A 6,428-nucleotide genomic window follows, 5' to 3' on the forward strand; every position below is an offset into this window, starting at 1 on the left:
GGACATGACGCCTGCCACCCGGTCCACTCGTTTCAGGCGCGGGCGGGCGCGGGCGTTGTGGCGGGGTGCGGCGGGGACGCGGTGTCAGGGCTGGTCGAGCTGCGCGGCGGCCTCCTCCAGGTCGGCGACGGTCCCCGACATGATCGTCCGTACATGCCTGGTGATGTGCCGCACGGGCCAGTCCCACCAGGCCACGGCGAGGAGCCCGGCGACGTCCGCGGCGTCGTAGCGGGTGCGGATGAGCCGGGCGGGATTGCCGCCGACGATGCCGTAGTCGGGGACGTCGCCGGTGACCACGGCGCCGGCGGCGATGATCGCGCCGTGACCGATGCGTACGCCGGGCATGACCGTGGCGCCGTGGCCGAACCACACGTCGTTGCCGACGACCGTGTCGCCCCGGCCGGGCAGGTCGGTGATCAGGTCGAAGTGCTCCGCCCAGGAGCCCCCCATGGTGGGGAACGGGAAGGTGGAAGGGCCGTCCATGCGGTGGTTGGCGCCGTTCATGAGGAACCGGGTGCCCGTCCCCAGCGCGCAGTACTTGCCGATGACAAGCCGCTCGGGACCGTAGTGGTACAGGACGTTGCTCGTCTCGAACGCGGTCGGGTCGTCCGGATCGTCGTAATAGGAGAAGTCACCGACCTCGATCAGCGGCGACTTCACCAGCGGTTTGAGGAGAACCACGCGCGGGTGCTCGGGCATCGGGTGGAGCACGGTGGGGTCGGCGGGATCGGCGGGATCGGCGGGAGCGGTGGGATCGGCGGGGTCGGGCGGCATCGTGGAGGCGGTTCCTCTCCGCTGATGCCCCGCCGGCCACTTCACCGACAACACCGCCTGCACGGGCGCCGGAACCAGCCGCTCACCGACCGGCGTATCTTCCCGCCAGTCGGTGGGCTCGAACCGTTCGTCGATCAGTCCGCCCAGACGCGTGACCTCCCGCAGCACATCCGGGTGCGGCAGCCGACCGGTTGAGGCATCCGTCGATGTCAAGGGCTCTCCTCGGGTCCGAAGCATCGTCGGTCACCGTACCTCCGACGACGGTCGGTCCTACTCGAACGCGGCGGCGTGGTCGGCGACCCACCGGGCGAACGACCGCGGCGGCACCCCGAGGACATCGGCCACCGCGGAGGTGACGAGCGCGGGTGTGCCGATCGTCGCGCCCCATGCGGCGAGCAGCATCTCGACGGCCGGGCGCGGCGCCTTCCCCTCCATCTCGCCGCGGAACTCGTCCGGCGACAGTTCCTCGAACCCGATCGGGCGCCCCAGCACGTCCCCGATGACGCCCACTTGTGCTGCCTGGCTCAGCGGTTCGGGGCCGGTGAGGACGTAGTCACCGCCGGCGTGCCCGTCCTCGTACAGGGTCCGTGCCGCGACGGCCGCGATGTCACGGTCGTCGACGAGTGCGGTCTCGGCGGCGCCGTACGGCCACCGGACGACGTCGCCGGCGCGGATGGCGGGGGCCCACCAGGCCAGCGAGTTCGATGCGAACATTCCCGGCCGGATGATCGTCGACTCGATTGCGGTGGCCGCGATGAGCCGCTCGATCTCGGCGTGGAGCACCGCCATGGGATTCGGCCGGCTGAAGAAGGGGTGCGCCGTCTGGTGCGGTGAGGAGAGGAAGACCACGCGCCGCGTGTGGGTTGCCAGCCGCTCGACCACGGCCGCGGCGGTCGGCGGCGGTGCGGTCCACAGCAGGAAGACGGCGCCGGCGCCTCGCAGCGCCCCGTCGAGAGACGCGGGCACTGTGAGATCGCCGGTGACGACTTCGACGTCGGCCGGCAGTGTCGCCGCCGCTTCGGGGCGACGCGTGAGGGCGCGAACCGGTACGCCCGCACCGACGAGTTGGTCGATCACACCGCGCCCGATCCGGCCGGTGGCCCCGGTGACGAGCACCGGCGGCAGGTGGGTTCGTGTCATGCGGGCCTCGCCGGTGTCATGGGCGGGCGGATGTCATGGGCAACGCGGATGTCATGAGCGGGCACGCGAATTGTGGCTTGCGGGTTGCGGGTTGCGCCGCCCTGCGTGTTCGATCGGCCCATGAACGAGCCCGAAGCCGACCCCGAGGGCGGCCGGTGACGTGTTGCCCTACGTCTACCAGGTCACCAAGTACGACCCCGCCGAACGGGACCAGTACGGCTCCTACACCGGCACCGAGCCCGCGATCAGTGACCACGGGCCGGTCGAGGCCACCTACCTGGAGGCCGTCGCCGCCTTCGCCGAGGACACCGGCATCGACCAACTGGCCATCCGTGAGCCGCAGATCGCGCCGGGTCTCGTCAACTTCGGCGCGGAGCCGCCCGTCGAGGGCCACGGCCTGACCGGGCTGTTCCCGCCCGACCTCACGGGATTCCACGACGGCGCCGAAGTCCCGGTCACGGTGGGCCTGGCCCTGGTGCGGGCGATGCTCCGCGACAACGGCGCGTGGTGCCGCCTGGAGGTCGAGGGCAGGTTCAGCGTCCACGTCGGATGGGACCAGTACCTCTACATCGGCAGCAGCGAGCCCTGCCTGCGGGCGTTGGACCGCACCCGCGCGCTCGGGCTGTTCCCGGAACGGCTCGACGCTTCCCCGTATGACGCCGACTTCGACGAACCCGGCGAACAACGCCCGGCCGACGAGGACTTCTGGGCCCGGGTACGTTGGTATGTGGCTACGCGCCGAGCGGCGATCCTGGAGGAGACCTACGTCGACAACGCCACCCGCTGGCACCGGCTCGGCGCCGGAACCCTCGATGACGTCCGCGCCCGGCTGGCCCCGCGCGCCCGGCTGGCCGTCTGGCCGGCCCTGTCCACCGACATCTCCGCCGTCCTCGCGCAGCTGCCGGACGACGGCCCGGTCGAGTTCGTGTGGGAGGACGACGACGGCCTGATCAGCGGCGTCGTCGCCGACGAGACCCGGTTCGCGGAAGTCGCGGCGCGGATCGCCGGTGCCCGCGCCGCCGCCGTTCTGCCGATGTACGTAGCCGAACGCCACCCGCTGTTCACCGCTGTCCTGCCCGACGACGACGGTGTCCTGCGGGCACGCTGGGGGACGGAGCCGACGTCCGGTGACCGTGACTGGGCCTTCTTGAAAACCTTGCGCCGAGGAGAGACCCGCACCGGGACCGTCAGCGCGATCGCCACCTTCGGTGTCACCTTCGTCGACATCGGCGGCTTCACCGCGATGATCAACATTCCCGAACTGTCCTGGCGCCGCATCGACCACCCCTCCGACATCCTCACCGTCGGGCAGGAGATCACCGCCGAGATCCTTGACGTCGACCTGGTCCGGGAGCGGGTCTCACTGTCGCTCAAGACCCTGCAAGAAGACCCGATGCTCCAACTCGCCCGCCGCGTCGGCCACATCATCACCGGCCCGGTCACCAAACTCGCACCGTTCGGCGCCTTCGTCCGCGTCGAGAACCGGGAGGACGGCTTCGAGGGCCTGGTGCCCAACAGCGAGTTGGACCGGGTCCCCGTGGACCGGCCCGAACAGGTCGTCCAGGTCGGCGACTTCGTCACGGTGAAGATCGTCGATGTCGATCCCATGCGCCGCAGCATCACCCTGTCGCGCGTCCAGGCCCTCGCAGCCGGTTGCGATTGACGGCGTTCCGGGGCGCCGTCACTTCGAGGCCGCGGGTCGGCGAACTGCCAGGTGGCCGGTGGTACGTTCGGCGCTGTGTGGGACGTCAACTACCCGTCTGTGGGCATGACGGCGCCGGACGGGCCCGCGCCGCCCGCGGGCTTTCGCGCGTTGACCGTGCGGACGCGGCTGCGGGTCGGGACGTACGAGGCGGCGGCGCGCGCGTTGTTCGGGTGGGAGATGCACCGCGGCACCCCGTTGCTCGATGTGCCCGCCGGCACGCCGGATGCCGCGCCCGGTGTGCGGATGACGCTGCGGATGGGCCCGCTGCGCGCGCCGTGCCAGGTGGTCTGGACGCTGACCGAGGACGACCGGACGGGCTTCGCGTACGGAACGCTGCCCGGGCACCCCGAGTGCGGCGAGGAGTCCTTCGTCCTGCGCCAACACCCGGACGGTTCCGTCGACTTCACGGTCCACGCCTACAGCCGTCCCGCCGCCTGGTACCTGCGGGCGATCGGCCCCCTCGGCCACCTCGGCCAACTCGTCGCGGCCGACCAGTACGGCAGAGCGCTGCGCCGAGCGTGCCGCGGGGCGGGCGCCGCGTAGGGGTTGCCGGGGAACCAAGAGGCGCCGTCGGACAGTTCGACGTCCACGGTCGGGCGGCGCACCAGCGCCAGGCAACGCCACCCGCGGGCAGCGCCGGCCACCGCAGACCCTCCTGGCGAGAGCCCGTCGGGCATCCCCCGAACGTGCTCCCGCTCACCGTCCAGCGCCCTTTTCATCGGGCCGAGTTCGGCGCTCCCCGTCCCACGCGTTGTACCCGCAGGCTGTCGCGGGGGCATGCGGGTTCAGGCGGGGAGCTCACCCGTAGCCGCGTCGAGCGCCATCACACGGCCGTTGACGGAGGTGTACACGAAGCCGTAGGCGGCCGCCATATCGCTACCCACCTTTTCCAGTAGCCCGGTGGACCAGCGCTGCGAGCCGTCACCGGTGTCGACGGCGTAGACGGTGCCGTCCTTGTCCTCGGTACTGGCGACGAAGACCAGGTCTCCCGCCAGTGCGAGCTGCGTGGGGTACTCCTGACCGGTCTTCACCATGTGGCCCCACTTCCTCTTCCCCGTCGACGAGTCGAGCGCGTGGACCAGTCCGTTTCCCAGATCGTCGCCGCCGGTGAGGTAGAGCGTGTCGCCCGCCGCGCGGATGGTCTCCCCGTTGTACTTGAGCGACCACTTCCTGGTGCCCTCGGCGGCGTGGAGCGCGTGGAGGCTCGTGACGTCGTCGAGGACGTACACGACTCCGCCGGACACGACGGGTGCCTGGTCGAGGCGAGCTCCGGAGCTGAGAGGGAAGGCCCACTTCTTGGCGCCGCCGGTTGCGTCCAGCGCGTACAGGGCCTTGCCGCCGCTGACATACACGGTGCCGTCGGCCACCGCCAGAGCGCCGGAGCCCTCGTCCCCCAGTGGGTGGTCCCACAGTTTCCGCCCGCTGTCCGCGTGCACGGCGTACGCATGGCCGTACGCCGTGAAGTAGACGATTCCGCCGGCCACGACCGGCGCGTGGCTGGAGTCGCCGAAGGTGCAGAACCACTTCTTCCTGCCCTCCGCGTCCAATGCGCCCAGGCCGTACGTGGTGCCGACCTGCCCGGCCGCGTACACCGCCCCGTCGGCGGCCGTCAGGGGGTCGCTGAACCTGTACTCCCGGGAGAAGTCGGAGGAGCCTTTCCAGCGCTTGCGCCCGGTGCGCGCGTCCAGGGCGACGACGGTCTCCTCGGTGGAGACGTACAGGGCACCGTCGGCCACGGTGAACCGCGGCGGCCTGTTGTCATAGCTCGGGCCCTCGACGGCGTACTCCCACGGGTCCACCTTCTTCTTGGGCTTCGGCGGGGTGTGGTCGCCGGTCTTCAGGGCGATCCCGATGCCGCCGGCCACCACAGCGGCCCCGCCGAGGCCCATCCACAGGACACCGCGCCGCCCGAAAGTCCTGGGCGCCTCGGCTGCCGGAGCCCCGCCGGCCCCCGGCGGGGAGGCGGGCGGTGCGAACGGTGTACCCGTCTGGGTCGGCAGCTGGTGCGCGGGGGCGGGCGTACGAGACGGGGGAACGGCGCGGGCCATGGGTACGTCGGGCGTGGTGGGCGTCGGCACCCGCACCGGCGCCAGGTTCAGCGCCCGCAACTCGTCATGGACGGCGGCCGCGGACTGCGGACGGTCCTCCGGGTGCTTCGCGAGCAGCCGCAGCACCAGGGCGTCGAGGGCGGCGGGAAGACCAGCGCGCAGCGAACTCGGCGCTTCCGGCGCCCTGTTCAGATGGGCGGTCATCAAGGACACCGGGTCGCTCAGCCTGAACGGCGGCTCCCCGGTGAGCAGTTCGTGCAGCACGCAGCCGAACGCGTACAGGTCGCTGCGCGCGTCCCCGGAGTGCTCCGCGAACCGCTCCGGCGCCATGTACGCCAGCGTGCCCATGACCTGGCTGGACTTGTCGGTGGCGGCCATGAAGCGGGCGATGCCGAAGTCGAGGACCTTCACCTCGCCCTCACCGGTCAGCATGAGGTTCGCGGGCTTCAGGTCCCGGTGCACCACGCCCGCCTCATGCGCGGCAGCCAGCGCGGCCGCGGTCTGGGCGGCCCATTCGACGCTCACCGCGGGCGAGGGCGGACCGTCCTCGTGCAGCACGACCGCGAGGTTCCGCCCGCTCACGTACTCCATCACGAGGTAGAGCGCGCCGTCGCTCGGGTCGCGGCCCAGGTCGTGAACGGTGACGACCCCGCGGTGGTTCAGCCCACCGGCCGTGCGCGCCTCCCGGAAGAACAGGTCCGCGGCAAGGCCGTGCTGATGGTCCGGCAGCAGCTTCACCGCCACCCGGCGCCCGATCACCC

At 71.5% G+C, this 6,428-nt stretch carries 5 protein-coding genes; 2 read left to right on the forward strand and 3 right to left on the reverse strand.

Features of this window, described 5'->3' with window-relative positions:
- Nucleotides 1-84: 84 nt before the first annotated feature.
- Together AC13HU_RS29235 and AC13HU_RS29240 are read right to left on the reverse strand one after the other, a co-directional pair.
- Complete coding sequence (locus AC13HU_RS29235) at nucleotides 85-774, reverse strand: CatB-related O-acetyltransferase (RefSeq protein WP_483044977.1); 690 nt, start codon at nucleotides 772-774, stop codon at nucleotides 85-87.
- Between the two features lie 270 nt (nucleotides 775-1,044).
- Nucleotides 1,045-1,914 (reverse strand): NAD(P)H-binding protein, encoded by an 870-nt coding sequence (locus tag AC13HU_RS29240; protein WP_483044973.1) that lies wholly within the window; start codon nucleotides 1,912-1,914, stop codon nucleotides 1,045-1,047.
- Nucleotides 1,915-2,074: 160 nt separating this feature from the next.
- Between AC13HU_RS29240 and AC13HU_RS29245 the strand changes: the two genes are divergently transcribed.
- Both AC13HU_RS29245 and AC13HU_RS29250 read left to right on the forward strand, forming a co-directional pair.
- Entirely contained in the window at nucleotides 2,075-3,577 is a 1,503-nt protein-coding gene (locus AC13HU_RS29245; protein WP_483044974.1) for a S1 RNA-binding domain-containing protein, read from the forward strand.
- A 75-nt stretch (nucleotides 3,578-3,652) separates the two neighbouring features.
- Nucleotides 3,653-4,162: a DUF1990 domain-containing protein gene (locus tag AC13HU_RS29250; protein ID WP_483044975.1), complete on the forward strand. Its 510-nt coding sequence runs from the start codon at nucleotides 3,653-3,655 to the stop codon at nucleotides 4,160-4,162.
- A 242-nt stretch (nucleotides 4,163-4,404) separates the two neighbouring features.
- Here AC13HU_RS29250 and AC13HU_RS29255 read toward each other — a convergent pair.
- Nucleotides 4,405-6,428 (reverse strand): protein kinase domain-containing protein (locus tag AC13HU_RS29255; RefSeq protein ID WP_483044976.1); only part of this gene is annotated, 2,024 nt, incomplete at its 5' end.

Source organism: Streptomyces sp. NH27, assembly GCF_056859195.1.